General features: G+C 40.9%; 14 protein-coding genes and 1 other annotated feature (1 of these 15 cut by a window edge). Of the genes, 13 read left to right on the top strand and 1 reads right to left on the bottom strand.

What is annotated here, in order from left to right; translation table 11 throughout:
• Positions 1 to 99, top strand: a binding site (T-box leader) (it extends 105 nt beyond the left edge of the window).
• 52 nt (positions 100 to 151) lie between these two features.
• The 12 genes from ileS (at position 152) to D8793_RS07050 (ending at position 12,814) form a co-directional block, all read left to right on the top strand.
• On the top strand, positions 152 to 2,944 hold the full coding sequence (ileS, locus tag D8793_RS07105; protein ID WP_125371312.1) for an isoleucine--tRNA ligase: 2,793 nt from the start codon (positions 152 to 154) through the stop codon (positions 2,942 to 2,944).
• A gap of 193 nt (positions 2,945 to 3,137) precedes the next feature.
• Positions 3,138 to 3,590, top strand: a complete 453-nt coding sequence (locus tag D8793_RS07100; RefSeq protein WP_015605494.1) for an NUDIX domain-containing protein — start codon at positions 3,138 to 3,140, stop codon at positions 3,588 to 3,590.
• Positions 3,591 to 3,689: 99 nt separating this feature from the next.
• Positions 3,690 to 3,992, top strand: a complete 303-nt coding sequence (locus tag D8793_RS07095) for a DUF1827 family protein (RefSeq protein ID WP_125371311.1) — start codon at positions 3,690 to 3,692, stop codon at positions 3,990 to 3,992.
• Between the two features lie 274 nt (positions 3,993 to 4,266).
• The gene (locus D8793_RS07090) at positions 4,267 to 5,391 is read left to right on the top strand and encodes an AI-2E family transporter (RefSeq protein ID WP_125371310.1); all 1,125 of its coding nucleotides are present in this window, start codon (positions 4,267 to 4,269) and stop codon (positions 5,389 to 5,391) included.
• A gap of 97 nt (positions 5,392 to 5,488) precedes the next feature.
• Entirely contained in the window at positions 5,489 to 7,135 is a 1,647-nt protein-coding gene (locus D8793_RS07085) for a phosphoenolpyruvate carboxykinase (ATP) (RefSeq protein ID WP_125371309.1), read from the top strand.
• Positions 7,136 to 7,225: 90 nt separating this feature from the next.
• On the top strand, positions 7,226 to 8,563 hold the full coding sequence (locus tag D8793_RS07080; protein WP_125371308.1) for a hemolysin family protein: 1,338 nt from the start codon (positions 7,226 to 7,228) through the stop codon (positions 8,561 to 8,563).
• 258 nt (positions 8,564 to 8,821) lie between these two features.
• Complete coding sequence (locus D8793_RS12195) at positions 8,822 to 9,160, top strand: hypothetical protein (protein WP_260471087.1); 339 nt, start codon at positions 8,822 to 8,824, stop codon at positions 9,158 to 9,160.
• 238 nt (positions 9,161 to 9,398) lie between these two features.
• Entirely contained in the window at positions 9,399 to 10,007 is a 609-nt protein-coding gene (locus D8793_RS11900; protein WP_185761032.1) for a hypothetical protein, read from the top strand.
• A 44-nt stretch (positions 10,008 to 10,051) separates the two neighbouring features.
• Positions 10,052 to 10,660, top strand: a complete 609-nt coding sequence (locus D8793_RS07065; protein WP_125371307.1) for a hypothetical protein — start codon at positions 10,052 to 10,054, stop codon at positions 10,658 to 10,660.
• Positions 10,651 to 12,162: a hypothetical protein gene (locus D8793_RS07060; protein ID WP_125371306.1), complete on the top strand. Its 1,512-nt coding sequence runs from the start codon at positions 10,651 to 10,653 to the stop codon at positions 12,160 to 12,162. Before D8793_RS07065 ends, D8793_RS07060 begins: the two co-directional genes overlap by 10 nt.
• Before the next feature lie 8 nt (positions 12,163 to 12,170).
• Positions 12,171 to 12,464, top strand: coding sequence for a hypothetical protein (locus tag D8793_RS07055; protein WP_125371305.1), 294 nt, complete (start codon positions 12,171 to 12,173; stop codon positions 12,462 to 12,464).
• An 8-nt stretch (positions 12,465 to 12,472) separates the two neighbouring features.
• The gene (locus tag D8793_RS07050; protein ID WP_260471086.1) at positions 12,473 to 12,814 is read left to right on the top strand and encodes a hypothetical protein; all 342 of its coding nucleotides are present in this window, start codon (positions 12,473 to 12,475) and stop codon (positions 12,812 to 12,814) included.
• 392 nt (positions 12,815 to 13,206) lie between these two features.
• On the opposite strand, the gene treR is transcribed toward D8793_RS07050, so the two are convergent.
• A complete protein-coding gene (gene treR / locus D8793_RS07045; protein WP_125371303.1) occupies positions 13,207 to 13,920 on the bottom strand; it encodes a trehalose operon repressor in 714 nt (237 codons plus the stop codon).
• A gap of 185 nt (positions 13,921 to 14,105) precedes the next feature.
• Between treR and treP the strand changes: the two genes are divergently transcribed.
• Positions 14,106 to 16,073, top strand: a complete 1,968-nt coding sequence (gene treP, locus D8793_RS07040; RefSeq protein ID WP_125371302.1) for a PTS system trehalose-specific EIIBC component — start codon at positions 14,106 to 14,108, stop codon at positions 16,071 to 16,073.
• Positions 16,074 to 16,076 lie beyond the last annotated feature (3 nt).

The raw sequence follows: 16,076 nt of genomic DNA, 5'->3' as shown, positions 1-16,076 counted from the left end.
GAAGCGAGTAAGAAACGACGTCCGCCTACGTTACGGGCTAAGAGGGACAGGTTTTTTCCTGTCTAAACAAAGGTGGTACCACGAATTTTCGTCCTTTCGGAGAAGTTTGTGGTTTTTTATTTTGAAAATTATGATGGAATAAGGAGACTAAATGAAACTCAAAGAAACCCTGAATCTTGGGAAAACTGCATTTCCAATGCGTGCTGGCTTGCCAAATAAAGAGCCAATCTGGCAAAAAGAATGGGAAGAAGCAAAACTTTACCAACGTCGTCAAGAATTGAACCAAGGAAAACCGCATTTCACCTTGCATGATGGACCTCCATACGCAAACGGAAATATCCACGTTGGACACGCTATGAACAAGATTTCTAAAGATATTATTGTTCGTTCAAAATCAATGTCAGGATTTTATGCGCCTTACATCCCAGGCTGGGATACACATGGTCTCCCAATCGAGCAAGTCTTGGCAAAACAGGGTGTTAAACGAAAAGAAATGGACTTGGTTGAGTACTTGAAACTTTGCCGTGAGTATGCTCTTTCTCAAGTAGATAAACAACGAGAAGACTTTAAACGTTTGGGTGTTTCTGGTGACTGGGAAAATCCTTATGTGACCTTGACTTCAGACTATGAAGCGGCTCAAATCCGTGTCTTTGGTGAAATGGCTAAAAAAGGCTATATCTACCGTGGTGCCAAGCCAGTCTACTGGTCATGGTCTTCTGAGTCAGCCCTGGCTGAAGCGGAAATTGAATACCATGACTTGCTTTCAACTTCCCTTTACTATGCCAATCCAGTTAAAGATGGAAAAGGTGTGCTAGACACGGATACCTATATCGTTGTCTGGACAACAACTCCATTTACCATCACAGCTTCTCGTGGATTGACAGTTGGAGCAGATATTGACTACGTGGTCGTACAACCTGCTGGCGAAGCTCGTAAGTTTGTGGTTGCTTCAGAATTGTTGGATAGCTTGTCTGAGAAATTTGGTTGGGCTGATGTACAAGTCTTGGCAACCTACCGTGGTCAAGAATTGAACCACATTGTGACAGTCCACCCATGGGATACAGCTGTAGATGAGTTGGTGATCCTTGGTGACCACGTTACGACTGACTCTGGTACAGGTATTGTCCATACAGCCCCTGGTTTTGGTGAGGATGACTACAATGTCGGTGTTGCTAATGGACTAGAAGTTGCTGTAACTGTAAACGAACGCGGGATCATGATGGAAAATGCTGGTCCTGATTTTGCGGGTCAATTCTATGACAAGGTTGTACCAACTGTTATCGAAAAACTTGGTAATCTTCTCCTTGCGCAAGAAGAAATCTCTCACTCCTATCCATTTGACTGGCGTACGAAAAAACCAATCATCTGGCGTGCAGTACCACAGTGGTTTGCCTCTGTATCTAAATTCCGCCAAGAAATCTTGGACGAAATTGAAAAAGTGAAGTTCCACTCAGAATGGGGGAAAGTACGTCTCTACAACATGATTCGTGACCGTGGCGACTGGGTTATCTCTCGTCAACGTGCCTGGGGAGTTCCCCTTCCTATCTTCTACGCAGAAGACGGAACACCAATCATGACAGCTGAGACCATCGAACACGTGGCTCAACTCTTTGAAGAGCACGGCTCTATTGTTTGGTGGGAACGTGATGCTAAAGATCTCTTGCCAGAAGGATTTACCCATCCAGGTTCACCAAATGGTGAGTTCAAGAAAGAAACGGACATCATGGACGTTTGGTTCGACTCAGGTTCATCATGGAATGGAGTAGTGGTCAACCGTCCAGAACTCAAATACCCAGCTGATCTTTACCTAGAAGGTTCTGACCAATACCGTGGTTGGTTCAACTCTTCACTTATCACATCAGTTGCCAACCATGGCGTAGCACCATACAAACAAATCTTATCACAAGGATTTGCTCTTGATGGTAAGGGTGAGAAGATGTCTAAATCTCTTGGAAATACCATTGCTCCAAGCGATGTTGAAAAACAATTCGGCGCTGAAATTTTGCGTCTTTGGGTAACAAGTGTTGATTCAAGCAACGACGTGCGTATCTCTATGGATATCTTGAGCCAAGTTTCTGAAACTTACCGTAAGATCCGTAACACCCTTCGTTTCTTGATTGCCAATACATCTGACTTTAACCCAGCGCAGGACGCAGTCGCTTACGATGAGCTTCGTTCTGTTGATAAGTACATGACTATTCGCTTTAACCAGCTTGTCAAGACCATTCGTGATGCTTATGCTGATTTTGAATTTTTGACCATCTACAAGGCATTGGTGAACTTTATCAACGTTGACTTGTCAGCCTTCTACCTTGACTTTGCCAAGGATGTTGTCTACATTGAAGGCGCCAAATCACTTGAACGTCGCCAAATGCAGACTGTCTTCTATGACATTCTTGTCAAAATCACGAAGCTCTTGACACCAATCCTGCCTCATACAGCAGAGGAAATCTGGTCATATCTTGAGCATGAAGCAGAAGACTTCGTTCAATTGTCAGAACTACCAGAAGCGGAAATCTTTGCTAACCAAGAAGAAATCTTGGATACATGGGCAGCCTTCATGGACTTCCGTGGACAAGCTCAAAAAGCTCTGGAAGAAGCTCGTAATGCCAAAGTGATCGGTAAATCACTTGAAGCTCACTTGACTGTTTATCCTAATGAAATCGTGAAAACTCTTCTCGGAGCAGTGGATAGCAATGTAGCTCAACTTTTGATCGTGTCAGAATTGACCATCGCAGAAGGAGCAGCTCCAGAAGGCGCAGTTAGCTTTGAGGATGTTGCCTTCACAGTTGAACGCGCTGCAGGTGAAGTATGTGACCGTTGCCGTCGTATCGATCCAACTACTGCAGACCGTAGCTACCATGCAGTTATTTGTGACCACTGTGCAAGCATCGTAGAAGAAAACTTTGCGGATGCAGTTGCAGAAGGATTTGAAGAAAAATAATCCAGTCTAACATGAATAGGTTTGACTGATGGCTAGTAGAAGAAGTCCTGTCTCAACTGAGGCGGGCTTTTTTACTTGAGAACTAAGGTGCTAAGCTTCCTTGTGAAAACTGAAAAAATAAGTTCAAACTCTTGACAGGCTAGTATAAGTTATTTATGATAGTAGTAGAGATTAGAAGGAATGAGGAAAGATAATGACCCATCCAGTTTTTGGAGTTCATGAGGAAAATGTCGAGTATGTGACACGCTATGGAGTTTACGCAGTGATTCCGGATGAAAAGAAAGAAAATATTATTTTAGTACAAGCTCCTAATGGCGCTTGGTTTCTTCCTGGAGGACAAATGGAAGAAGGAGAGGACCAGCTGGCTACTCTCGAGCGGGAATTGCTGGAAGAGCTTGGCTTTAGCATCCAAGTAGGAGATTACTTTGGCCAGGCGGACGAGTATTTTTATTCTCGCCATCGGGACACGCATTTCTATAATCCTGCCTATATTTACGAAGCCCTTTCTTATCAGGAAGTAGAAAAGCCGCTGGAAGACTTCAATAATCTAGCATGGTTTCCTGTCGATCTTGCAATTGAAAAATTGAAACGTGGCAGTCATAAATGGGGAATTGAGCAGTGGAAGCGTAAATATCAGAATAACTAGCCTGCTATATTTAAAATGATATAAATTACAGGCAATCATTCACAATTCCGGAAAAACGTGTTATAATAATAGCGACGATTTAAGGTAGGAGGCAAATGAATGAAGCTTATAAATACGACGAATACCCACGCAGAATTAGTAAAAAATCAGTTGGAAAGTACAGACGCAACGCTTGTAGAGGTTTATTCTGCGGGCAATAGTGATGTTATTTTCACAGAGGCCCCTAGCCATTACGAAATTCTCATTTCAAATAAGCATCGTGCGATACGAGAGCAAGAAATTGAAAAAATTAGAGAATTCTTTTTGAAACGAAAAATTGACCAAAAGGATATTGACGCCTCTGCCATTCGGACGATCTATGCCAATAGTTTGATTGAGATTTCAATCCCGATTAAGGGCTAATCATCTGCTTAAGATCTTAAACTTTTATAGCATTATCAATTGATCATCTGCTTCCTGATGGAAGTGATATCAAAAATCACTTGAAAGACTTTGCTTTTCAGCTCTTGCTTTCAGGTGATTTTTTATTTGTCTGATTTAGATTTTGAATTGTGTGATATTTTCTGACTAGCCAAGTTCTTCGAACTTAATAATGTTTTCGTTTTTATTCTTTCTTTTATGAAATCACCTTTATTTTATGATAAATTATGGTAAAATAACTTGGAGGAGAGTAAAGATGTTTCATAAAAGTAAGTTAATGTTTTGGACCAGTGAAGTCTTGCTGCTAACGATTATCTTTTTCATCTGGCGCCAGATGGGAGATATGATTACGCCGGTGGTGAGCGTTATCAATACGATTTTAATTCCCTTTGTTATGGGAGGATTTCTCTACTATATCACAAATCCTCTGGTGACACTGCTCGAAAAAAAGTTGAAAATCAATCGAATTTTCGGGATTTTAATCACTCTTTTCCTGCTGTTTGGCCTAGTGACAATCGGAGTAATCTACCTCTTGCCAATCTTGATTAACCAGCTGTCCAGCTTGATCAACTCGACGCAAAATCTCTATTGGGAAATTCAGAGTTTTGTCAATCAATTATCCAAAAATCCTTTATTTAAGAGTTTAAATATTCAGTCTACTATCCAGCAGCTCAATCTGTCCTATGTCGATATTCTACAAAATATTCTAAATAGTGTTACCAATAGTCTGGGTAGTGTGGTGTCTGCTGTCATCAATACCCTCATGATTCTCATCATGACCCCGATTTTTTTGGTCTACTTCCTGATGGATGGACACAAGCTCCTGCCTATGTTGGAGCGGACCATTCTCAAGCGCGATAAGCTCAATATATCTAGTCTCTTGACCAATCTCAATGCGACCGTTGCCCGTTATATCAGTGGTATTTCGATAGATGCCTTGCTGATTGGGACCTTAGCTTATATTGGTTACAGTGTTATTGGACTCAAGTATGCCTTAGTCTTTGCTATTTTCTCGGCTTTGGCTAACTTGATCCCTTATGTGGGTCCTAGTATCGGCTTGATTCCTATGTTGATCACCTACTTTTTTACCGACCCTCATAAAATGCTGGCAGCCTTGATCTATATGCTGATCATCCAGCAGATTGATGGGAATATCCTCTATCCTCGTATTGTTGGGAGCGTTATGAAGGTGCACCCTATTACGATTATGGTTCTCTTGCTTCTTTCAAGTAATATCTATGGTATTATGGGCATGATTGTAGCGATTCCGACCTACTCTATCCTCAAGGAAATCGTGAAATTCCTTGCCAACCTTTATGACAATCACAAGGAAGCTCAGCAACAAAAGAAGAATGAAGAATTTGGTATTATAAAAAAATAGGAGAAAGCTCGCCTTTCTCTTTTTTACTGCATTTTTTATGGTTCATCACTGGATATTTATGCTAAAATAATAGTAATAGCATAAAGGAGGTATCGTTATGGTAACACGTCGTAAATTTTCTCCGCAAGAAATAAGAAAAGATTCTTCTTATTTTTCGCCCTTGAAGACCATTGTAGAGACAGCCTTTTATGAGAATCAGGTTCAGGCAATCAAGACCGTAGAAGAGGCCTATCAACTGGCCTCGGTAGCTGCTGGAACGGTTGTGCTAGACATGCCGGTGATTCATACTAAGGAGCTGGGACTTCCTTCTTATGCCCGCGTTTTATTAACTAACTCGGGGGCTGTTGTCGGCCGAACTGCTAAGGCTAGACGAATTTATGGCAGAGATAGTCAGGAAGATGAGCACTTGCTGTTTCTGGTTCGTAGTGCTGTTTATCAGGCACATCAGAGGACCTTTTATAAGGCAGATGCAGTCGTGGGGCTGGATGAGGACTTCATGGTTTGCGCCCATCTGATGGTTCCTCAGGAAGAAATCAACAATCTCTATTCTTGGCTCTTGAATTTCCAGATTTTGGATGAGGAATTTAAGAACCGCCTACGAGCTTCTAAAAAGTACGAAGAAAACGATATCTTTGTCTTTTTTGACCCTAAATGGAAGCATCCAGACTATCCAGAAGGTTTGGTTTACTTTGATACCAATCATAATTGTGCCGTTATTCTGGGCTTAAATTATTTCGGGGAGCTGAAAAAGGCAACCTTGACTTTGGCTTGGGGAACGGCTGCTAGAAATGGCTATGTTGCCTGCCACGGAGGTCTGAAAATCTTCAAGCAGAAGACGGAAAAAGAAGACTATGTTGCATCTTTCTTTGGTCTATCTGGTTCAGGAAAATCCACATTGACGCATGCCAAACATGACCATAAATATGATATCAAGGTTCTCCATGACGATGCCTTCATTATCTCGGTTAAGGATGGCTCTTCTATTGCCCTCGAACCGTCTTATTTTGACAAGACCAATGATTATCCTACGGGCCATAGTGAGCAGGATTTCTTTGTCACTGTGCAGAATTGTGGAGTGACGCTGGATGAAAATGGGCGGAAAAAGCTAGTGACTGAGGACATCCGTAACGGGAATGGACGGACTGTTAAATCGCGCTTTGCGACTCCAAATCGAGTAGATCGGATTGATGAGCCCATCAACGCTATCTTCTGGATTATGAAAGATGACTCTCTACCGCCTCTGGTTAAGATCAATGATCCGCTGATGGCTTCCACAATGGGCTGCACCCTGATGACCAAGCGTTCCAATGCTGAGAATGTCACTGGCTTGCACGAAGACTTGGTTATTGAGCCTTATGCCAACCCTTTCCGCGTTTATCCACTGGTGGAAGATTATCGGAAATTCCGTCGTTTATTTGAATCGGGAGTTGCTTGCTACATTATCAATACTGGTTTTTACATGGGCAAAGGTATCTCAAAGGAAGTATCTTTAGATATTATCGAGCAGATTGTAGATGGGAAGGCAGAATTTAGACCTTTCGGTTCTTTAGAAGGTTTTGAATACTTAGATTATAAGGGCTATGCTGTTCCAAGCTTTGACGACAAGTACAGACAGCTCATTCGTGAAAGAATGCAGGTCCGTTTAAACTTTCTATTGGCCTTTAATCAGAAATATCCCAAGACAGCCCTGCCTGTTGGAGCTATTTCTCGGCTAGAAGAAGTCTTGCAGGACTTAGAGGATTAGTCTGCAAAACGCTTTCTAATAAATCCTTGTGCACGAATCCCAAAAATATGTTATAATCAAACTTGATTATAATTTTTAGGAGAAGAATCCATGGAAGACCCTGGCAGTCAGAGTATTTTATTGCAAGCAATACTGCTATTTGTTTTAACCTTACTAAATGCCTTTTTCTCAGCTTCTGAGATGGCGATGGTGTCGCTCAATCGAGCTCGCGTTGAGCAGAAAGCCGAAGAAGGCGATGCCAAATACGTTCGTTTATTAAAAGTTCTTGAAAGTCCCAATAACTTTCTGTCAACGATTCAGGTCGGTATCACCGTCATTAATATCCTGTCGGGGGCAAGCTTTGCGGATAATCTAGGGAAAATCTTTGCTTCTTGGATGGGTGATTCCAAGACGGCACATGCAGTTGCTAGTTTCTTGGCTCTTGCCCTCCTTACCTATATTTCTATTGTTTTAGGGGAGCTTTATCCTAAGAGAATTGCTATGAATCTCAAGGATAGTTTGGCGATTCGCACTGCGCCAGTGATTATCTTCCTCGGGAAAATCGTCAGTCCTTTCGTTTGGTTGCTCTCAGCTTCGGCTAATCTCCTTAGTCGGATTACGCCAATGCAGTTCGACGATGCAGACGAAAAGATGACGCGGGATGAGATTGAGTACATGCTGACCAAGAGCGAGGAGACGCTGGATGCAGACGAAATCGAAATGCTGCAGGGGATTTTCTCGCTGGATGAAATGGTGGCGCGTGAACTCATGGTGCCACGGACAGATGCCTTTATGGTTGATATTCAGGATGATACCCAGGAAATCATCGAAAGTATCCTCAAGCAAAATTTCTCACGAATTCCTGTCTATGATGGCGATAAGGACAATGTGATCGGCTTGATTCACACCAAGCGCTTGTTAAATGAAGCCTTCGCCAATGGATTCGACAATCTAAACCTCCGCAAGATTCTGCAAGAGCCACTCTTTGTACCTGAAACGATTTTTGTAGATGATTTGCTCAAATCTCTCCGGAATACCCAAAATCAAATGGCGATTCTGTTGGATGAGTATGGTGGTATGGCAGGTCTCGTGACGCTCGAAGACTTGCTGGAAGAAATCGTCGGTGAAATTGAAGATGAAACAGACAAGGTTGCTATCGAGGTTCATGAAATCGGTGAGAACACCTACATTGTTTTAGGAACGATGACCCTCAATGACTTCAATGAATACTTTGAAGTTGAAATCGATAGTGATGATGTGGATACTATTGCGGGTTATTATCTGACTGGTGTTGGAACCATACCAAATCCAACAGAACGGCTCAGCTATGAAGTTGAAAGCCAGAATAAAAAACTGATTTTGACCAACGACAAGGTTAAAAATGGTCGTGTCACTAAAGTTAAGGTTGAAATTTCAGAACAAGTGGAAATCGATGAGGAAACTAATTAATAGTTGACTCTTTGTAAATCAAACAGGCTTTCTTATAAAGAAGGTCTGTTTTTGGTTATCGCAATAGGGAAGGTGTTTCATTGAGGTAGAAATGATTCAATAGTAAAATTGTAGAAAAGGTTTTAAGATTCCGATTACACAATTTTTATGGTAAACTACATTTAGAAAGACACGGTATTTTGTATGACTAAACGAGTAAAATCTATTCTTTTATCTCTGTTTTGCATTTTCGTACTTGTAATAGGAGGTAAATTTTATATGGATCGAATGAAAGTGGACAACCTCTACCGGCACGGTTTTCAACTTTATGAAGAACAAATAGCAACCTACCTAAAAGAGCATTACAGCGGTATCAGTAAGATTGAATTTTCTCCGATTTTTAAAAGTGGAGGTAGTGGAGAAGGTTTTGTCCACGCTCGCATTGTTCCTGTAGTTTATGATACTTATGGAAATAAAGTCTATCTTCGAAATGATGGAACTATTGATACTTTAGTGCCTAATTATGTTTTGACTTCTGGAATTGAATTGGATTTTAATGTCAATGATGGGTCGGAAATTATATATTTGTATAATGAAAAAACGAATCTGTTGAAGTAGGACAATATCAACATCTCCCAGAACATTTAAAATTGAAGACGTATAAGAGTACTGATGCTATAATTACTGCTTATTCACAAAAAGGATCGCTAAAAGGAGTAGAAAAAAATATCCAAGGTAGTCTCAAGGCTGAGATTGTCTATAATTTAGAAATCAGACGAGTAGATGTACGGGAGATAGGCAAATGGAAGTAACCCACCAATTTAGTAAGTTGGACTAGAAAGAAAAGGAGGTTTGTATGACTAAACGAGTAAAATCTATTCTTTTATCTCTGTTTTGCATTTTCGTACTTGTAATAGGAGGTAAATTTTATATGGATCGAATGAAAGTGGACAATCTCTACCGGCACGGTTTTCAATTTTATGAGGAACAAATCGCGACCTACTTAAAAGAGCATTATAGCGGTATCAGCAAAATCGAGTTTTCTCCGATTTTTATCAGTGGGGGAGGAGGAGAAGGTTTTGTCTATGCTCGTATAGTCCCAGTTGTTTATGATACATATGGTAATAAAGTATATTTGCGCAATGATGGTGTTTTAAAGATGGGTGTGGCAGATTATGAAATGACAGCCGGAATTGAATTGGATTTTAATGTCAATGATGGTTCAGAAATAATTTATTTACATAATAATAAGAATGAATCTGTTAGTGTGGAAGGTTACCATCATTTGCCAGATGGATTAAAATTGAATAAGGATGAAATTACAGATGAAAAGATGGATGCTTTTTCTCGCGAGGGTCATCTAAAGGCAGTTGAAAAAAATAGCCAAGGCAGTCCCCAGGCTGAGATTGTCTATAATTTAGAAATTAGACGCGTACAGGGGAGGGAGTTTTATGAATGGAAGTAATCCACCAATTTGGTAAGTTGGACTAGAAAGAAAAGGAGGTTTGTATGACTAAACGAGTAAAATCTATTCTTTTATCTTTGCTTTGCATTTTCGTACTTGTAATAGGAGGTAAATTTTATATGGATCGAATGAAAGTGGACAATCTCTATCGGCATGGTTTTCAGCTTTATGAGGAACAAATCGCGACTTACCTAAAAGAGCATTACAGCGGTATCAGTAAAATCGAATTTTCTCCGATTTTTATCAGTGGGGGAGGAGGAGAAGGTTTTGTAAACGCTCGCATAGTTCCAGTAGTTTATGATAGTTATGGAAATAAAGTCTATCTCCGAAATGATGGAGTGCTAGATATGGCAGTGCCAGATTATGGAACCCTTGCTGGTCTTGACTTAAGCTTTAATGTCAATGATGGGTCAGAGATTATCTACCTACGAAATAATGAACGCGAGTCTGTTAGCTCAGAAATATATCAACACCTTCCAGAACAGTTAAAATTACAAAAAGAGGAATTTACGGATAAAGTGATGACTGGATTTGTCAATGGAGGGCATTTGAAAGGAGTCAAAAAAAATAGTCAAGGTAGTTCCGAGGCTGAGATTGTCTATAATTTGGAAATTAGACGAATTGATGAAAGAGAGTTGGATAAATGGCAATAGCACATCAAGACATTCAGCATCTTCAAGAAGAGACAAAATATTATGCAACACACCCATCAAAGAAGTATATAGATAATCCAGATACAGGTCAAACATTTCAAATCATCGACCGAATGGAGGGGGTCACTCAGGCTATCGCAGTAGCTCCCTTGGATACTAATGGTGAGCCTATTGTCTCCCAGACCATTGTGACAGTCGCAGGGACTCAGCCAGTTTTTGCCAACCCTCTCAGTCCAGACCATTGGGCATCAACTACCAATGCCTTTGGAGGTGCCTACGGGGATGGAATGACTGCTCAACATGAGGATATTGAAGCTTTTTATCAGCGAGTCCAGAAGATTACAGAAGTAGGTGGCCAGAAGCTAAACCAGCCGGTCAGGATTTATGCCATGAGTGGCTTTAGTCAATCAGCGACTCCGGTTGTCAAGGTAGCAGCGGATCATAATGTCCCTATGGTTGTCAATTTTACAGATTGGGGGGCACAGGCTGCTCTTGATAAGGGAAATTTCAGTAGTAGTGACTTATCTTATATCAATCGCCATGTTACCACCTATGATGCCAATACAAAAGATACGACCATTATGGATAGTAGTGGTGGACGGATTCCTTACGCTAATATCATTTCCCGTGAAGGAACGCAAGGACTGCATTCGCCTGCAGAAGATCACAACCCTGCAAAATTCTATATTATTGGCAACAAACTTAATACAGAAAAGTATGCTAAGGAAGGTGAGTTTGTATCAGGAATGACTCCGGATCAGGTGCGTACAGCTGCTAAAATCAAAGCTGAACGAACCCCTATCTGGGACAAACACGATGAGGCTTACTTCATTCGCGAATACTATGAAAAGTTTCCACCCAAGATTGGCAATATGCTAGATTTAGACTGGTATGCAAAAAAAGGCGAATTTTTTGCAGGGATGACGGAGAAGCAGGTACGCGCAGCCGCTAAAATCAAAGCTGAACAGTCGCCTATCTGGGACAAACACGATGAAGAATATTATGTTAAAGAGTATAAAAAGATATATGGTGATTTTGTACCTGAAGCTAGGTATAAGCGATTATTGACTATTAATCGTGCCATTGAAACAATTTCTTCTGCTCAGACAAAACTTTCAAGTCTTAGTGGTAGCCAGTTGATTTATCTACGAAAAGATCTTGTGACTGCAGTTGCAGATTTAGCTGAACAGCAAGGAGAAGAATTTGAAGAGCAAATCAAGCAAAAATTGAATGAATATAAGCAAATTATTGAAAATAAGGTGACATTACTCCGAATGATGGTTTATGGGACCAAAATCTACTTGTCAGATGATGAGTTAGAATCGCTCTTGTCTCAATTTACATTGGAGACTTGTTGGGATAGTGGGGTGGAAGAAGCAACTCTAAGTGAGATAGCTTCTTACAAACAAAAATTAGATATTTTTGGTTCTAATATACGTCAAGCAGCTGATAAGCTTGAAGAAGTGGATCGTCAAGGGAGTATACAGTTTAGTAGCAAGTAGGAGAAACTATGGCAAATCTTAGTAAGATAGAATTAACAGCAAATAATAATCTTTTTGAATTAGTGAAAGCGCAAGAACGAGAGACGATCAATGCTTTGATTCAGTTGGAAAAATCTAAAGTTGAGGCACAGTCTACTATCTTGACCGCCTGGTTGGCTGAGCAAAAGCTGCAGATGTCTGATTTTGCTACTGCTACTCTCAATAACAGTCTCAAGGGTGGATTTTCAGGGAAGGCTGCGACAGCTGCGACAAATTATCTAACAAGTATTCCACAACCAAATCTGCAAAACCCTATTAAATGAGGTCTGCTATGGAACAGATATTCAGACTAGAAGAGAAATATAAGCAAGAATTAAAGAAAATAGAGCAAGTTGAAGAAGCGCTGGATTCTATGAGATTAGATGCTCGGAGAAAGACAGATTTATTGAGTGACCAATTACTTTACTATTCTAGAGATCATTTAACAGATGAGATATATCTAGCACTTAGTAAGATGAATGACAATATGGAACAATTTGATTTGTCCGTCAAAAAATCTTTTGATGCACTTAGTGAAGAGAGGGAAGAAGTAACCGCTAAGTATCGGAAAGATTTAGAACGATTGGAGGAAGAATATTATAAAAGAAAGAAAGCTGAAAACTCTCAAATTTAGACTGTAAAAATATCATATATCAATTCACTATGAAAAAGTGATACATAGTGATATTTTAAGTTTTCCGCAAGATTTTTATAAGGAATGCTTAAGCTGAAAGTCTTATACTGGTCTCAACAAATAAGAAATGAGGACAGTCCAATGACATATAAAGTAAAAGTAACCTATCAGAAATCATTCATTCGCTCCAAGTTAAACGAAGCAGCCTAACCAGTACTAGCAATAGAAGCAAGAAATAGATTCTCGTATCAACATTTCATATATTTTTCATATCATCTCCTAAATATAAAAAACATATAAAACTAAACAACAAACCAAAGAACAGGAAAACTCCTCTGCTCGCTAGATTTTAGCTGACAGAGGAGATTTTTTATGTTTGCTGAATCAAGCCTTCATTCTTTTTGCCGTGTAGAAAAATCCACGAAGCGAAATTTATCTAGTTTGTGTCGGCTCTCTGTATACTGAAACTGGCGACCGTCAGCTAGATAGACTTGAGATCTAATGGAAACGACATGTTGGTCTCGGCCGATGTCCAGAAGGATCTGGTCTTGGTCACTAACATGATCGATGGTAATTTCTTTTCTGGCATAGGCAATGTTAAGCTTTAAGGTTTCTTCCAAGTAGGAATAGATAGAATGTTCCCCGATTTCTCTGGTCAGATCTGGCACCAAGCTTTTATCTAGATAGTCAATATCCAAGACAGAAGCGATGCTGTCGACCACTCGCTGTCGGACAATGCGCCAAACCAAGCGGTACTCTGGAAAGCCGGTTGTTTTTGAGAGCTTTTTATCTACAGTGATTTTATCAAGGCTGATGACATTGGTCTTGGATTGAAGCTGATGCTGTGCCACTAATTCTTGATAACTGGTTAAGTTAGAAACAGGGAAGTCTAGTTGTTCCTGTTTGACGACTTTGGAGCCCTGCCCCCGCACTTTCTCAATCAGTCCCTCTTCTTGCAAGAGCGCTAAAGCCTTGCGAACCGTATCCCGACTGACTTGGTAGATTTCCATTAGCTGATGTTCACTAGGAAGAAAGTCACCGAGCTGGTATTTTTCGCCTAAAATATCTCTTTCAAGTTGTTTGAATAATTGTTTGTATTTCTTCATAAGTTCCTCTCTTGTATTCTTTTTACCATACAACTATCAAAATTTTAGCAGAAATCTTCTATTTTTACAACAAACAAGTTGCGTACAGGATTGTTATCGGTTACAATTAAGTTCATAAGCTAGTCAGGAAACTAGCGACATCAAAATATAAGGAGAGTGCTGGATGATTTCCAGCCACAAGTCAAATGGGAAAATTTGAAAAGGAAGCTAAGGATTTGCTGAAGGCGATTGGCGGCAAAGAGAATGTCACAGCGGTCACTCACTGTGCGACTCGGATGCGTTTCGTACTTGGTGATGAAAAGAAAGCTAATGTTAAGGCCATTGAAGCCATTCCAGTCGTAAAAGGAACTTTTACCAATGCTGGGCAGTTCCAGGTCATCATTGGAAATGACGTGCCGATTTTTTATAATGATTTCACAGCTGTATCAGGTATTGAGGGCGTTTCCAAAGAAGCAGCCAAGTCAGCAGCTAAGAGTCATCAAAATCCAGTTCAGCGGGTCATGACGACTCTAGCTGAAATCTTCACTCCAATCATTCCGGCTTTGATTGTCGGTGGATTGATCCTCGGATTTCGGAATGTTCTTGAAGGCGTTCATTGGTCTATGTTGGATGGGAAAACCATCACAGAAGTGTCTCAATTCTGGGCTGGGATCAACCATTTCTTGTGGCTTCCAGGTGAAGCGATTTTCCAATTCTTACCAGTAGGAATCACTTGGTCTGTTTCTCGTAAGATGGGGACTAGCCAGATTCTGGGTATTGTATTGGGTATCTGTTTGGTGTCACCGCAGTTGCTCAATGCTTACGCAGTGGCATCGACACCAGCAGCGGAAATTGCTAAGGATTGGGTTTGGGATTTCGGTTTCTTCACTGTTAATCGTATCGGTTACCAAGCGCAGGTTATTCCAGCTTTGCTGGCAGGACTTTCCTTGTCTTATCTAGAAATCTTCTGGCGGAAACATATTCCAGAAGTGGTATCTATGATTTTTGTGCCTTTCTTATCTCTGATTCCAGCCTTGATCTTGGCTCACACAGTCTTAGGTCCTATCGGTTGGGCAATTGGTCAGGGGCTTTCAACAGTCGTTCTTGCAGGTTTGACTGGTCCTGTTAAATGGCTCTTTGGTGCTGTCTTTGGTGCCCTTTATGCTCCATTTGTCATCACGGGTCTTCACCATATGACCAATGCGATTGATACTCAATTGGTAGCGGATGCTGGTGGTACTGGTCTTTGGCCAATGATTGCTCTGTCAAATATCGCTCAAGGCTCAGCTGTTTTTGCTTATTACCTTATGAATCGTCACGATGAACGGGAAGCACAAATTTCCTTGCCAGCTACTATTTCGGCTTACCTAGGTGTCACTGAACCAGCCCTCTTCGGGGTCAATGTAAAGTACATCTATCCGTTCGTTGCGGGAATGATTGGTTCATCTATTGCTGGTCTGCTCTCTGTAACCTTTAATATCACAGCCAATGCTATCGGGATTGGTGGCTTATCGGGTATTCTTTCTATCCAAGCAAAATATATGCTTCCATTTGCGGGGGTTATGCTTGTCGCAATCGTTGTACCAATGGCTTTGACTTTCTTCTTCCGCAAAGCAGGATTTTTCACAAAAACGGAAGACGATACAGAACTGCAAGCAGAATTTGCAGCTCAAGAAGAAGCAGAATTCGCTCATCAGGAAACAAAGATTGTCACACCAGTAGAAATCGTTAGTCCTCTTGCTGGTCAAGTAAAAGAACTCAGTCAGGCAACTGATCCAGTATTTTCATCAGGGGTGATGGGACAAGGTTTAGTGATTGAGCCAAGTGAAGGTGAATTGGTGTCACCTGTGAACGGTACGGTGACTGTTCTCTTCCCAACCAAGCATGCCGTCGGTATCGTATCGGACGAGGGTGTGGAAATGCTTATGCATATCGGTATGGATACGGTCGGTCTAGACGGTAAGGGCTTTGAGGCCCATATTGCGCAAGGCGATCATGTGACTATTGGACAAAAACTGATTAGTTTTGATATGGATGTTATCAAGGCTGCAGGGCTCGTGACAGAAACACCTATCATTATCACCAACCAGGATGCTTTTGTAGCAGATATAAGTGGAGAATATCCTGGCTATATCAAACGCGGTGATAAATTGATGACAGCAAAACGCATCTAGGAA

Source organism: Streptococcus cristatus, from assembly GCF_003943465.1.
In the GTDB taxonomy this organism is placed as follows: domain Bacteria; phylum Bacillota; class Bacilli; order Lactobacillales; family Streptococcaceae; genus Streptococcus; species Streptococcus cristatus_C.
Note: the sequence above shows the minus strand (reverse complement) of the source record. Positions and strands in the feature narration are given on the sequence as shown.